General features: G+C 47.3%; 2 protein-coding genes. Both read right to left on the reverse strand.

Annotated features, from left to right (window positions below; all coding sequences use genetic code 11):
- Positions 1-153 precede the first annotated feature (153 nt).
- On the reverse strand, positions 154-591 hold the full coding sequence (locus tag L654_RS0102630; protein ID WP_024607188.1) for a head completion/stabilization protein: 438 nt from the start codon (positions 589-591) through the stop codon (positions 154-156).
- Positions 592-700: 109 nt separating this feature from the next.
- Positions 701-1,343: phage terminase small subunit (gene gpM / locus L654_RS0102635; protein ID WP_024607189.1), on the reverse strand; the 643-nt coding region annotated here is incomplete at its 5' end.

Raw genomic sequence — 1,343 nt, forward strand, 5'->3', positions numbered from 1 at the left:
CTGCCAATAGGCCGTTGCCGTTAATGGTTTTACTGCTTGGCTCTATGCGGCCGCCTTCTATCCAGCTGTCGAACTGGGTGCTTAGTGCTAGGTTGCGTCCTTGGTATTCTGCGGTTGCTAAATGCTGCTTAAGCTTTGCTATTTTGCTTTGGCTCATAGTAGCTCTACCGTTAAATTTGGGCTTAGGCCTTGCAGCTGGCGCATGGCGTTTATGCTTTCTCTTAACCAATGTTCGTGGTTGTCTATTGCCGCTTGGCTTTGTGCTGTTGCGCTGTCGCGGTGCGTGCTGCCTAGCTTTGATACCAGCAAACTGGCTTTTGCTTTGCTGTAAACTGCGCGCTTATAAAACAGGGCTTGTGCGGCGCTTAACGTTTGGCCATTGGTAAGCTGTGTTTTTGCTAGCTCTTGGTTAATTTCGGCCTGTGCGTAAAGTAGCTTTTCTAGCAGTACGTCGCTTTTGCTGGCGTACTCTTGGGCTATTGCGTAGTGCTCAATAAAATGGGCAGTGCTTAGCGCTGGGTAATAGCCGACGGCTTCAATGATTACATTGACACTTTGTAAATCTGCTTGTGGCATACCGCTTAAGTTCATATTGCACCTTTAAAAACACACACGTTAAATTGGGTGCGGGCGCCACTTAGTCACGGAGCGTCAAATAATGAATACTGACTACGTGCTAAGTTGCCCGCTGGCGTTGGAGCTAGTTAGCGGTTTGCTGTTCTGGCTCCGCTGGTTTAATCATTTTTTGCAATTCTTTTAGCAGGGTTTTAACGCCTGCTTTGTCGTTAATGGATTGGGCCATTTCTGCAAAGTAAAGCGCATTGCCTAGGTTGAGCTGTGCTTTATTTACTTTTGCAGCTATTGCGTAAAGCTTGCCGCCGACGACTTCTAGCCCTGCCCAGTCTTGGTTTTTAACTACGTAAATTAAGCGGTGCAGTATAAAGCCAATGTCGTACAGGCCTTGCTGCTGTGATTCGGCAAGGTAGTAATTTGCATCGTCGTAGAGCTGGTCGATAACGAACGCCGCCCAGTGCTTGGTATTAAACACGGTTGGCAGTGGTTGCTTTTGCTCGATCATTAATGGCAATAAGTCCATTACTGCATCCCAGCGCTTTAAATCAACTAGCCAAATAAACACCCACGCCAACACTTTGTTGTGGTGGTTTTGGCCGCTTAGGAGGTATTGGTTTATGTAGCCTAGGTAGTCTTGGCGCTCTAGCGCTTCTGATTTGTATGTTGCTTTGTCGCTAATGTCGGCAAATGTTTTTAATTGAGCCAAGTCGGATTCTATAGCTGCTGCATAAAGCTGGTACTCGGTTTGCGTGTTTACGGTTGCTGGCGCG

Origin of the sequence: Pseudoalteromonas sp. TAB23 (assembly GCF_000498075.1) — a bacterium.
Classification (GTDB): Bacteria; Pseudomonadota; Gammaproteobacteria; order Enterobacterales; family Alteromonadaceae; genus Pseudoalteromonas; species Pseudoalteromonas arctica.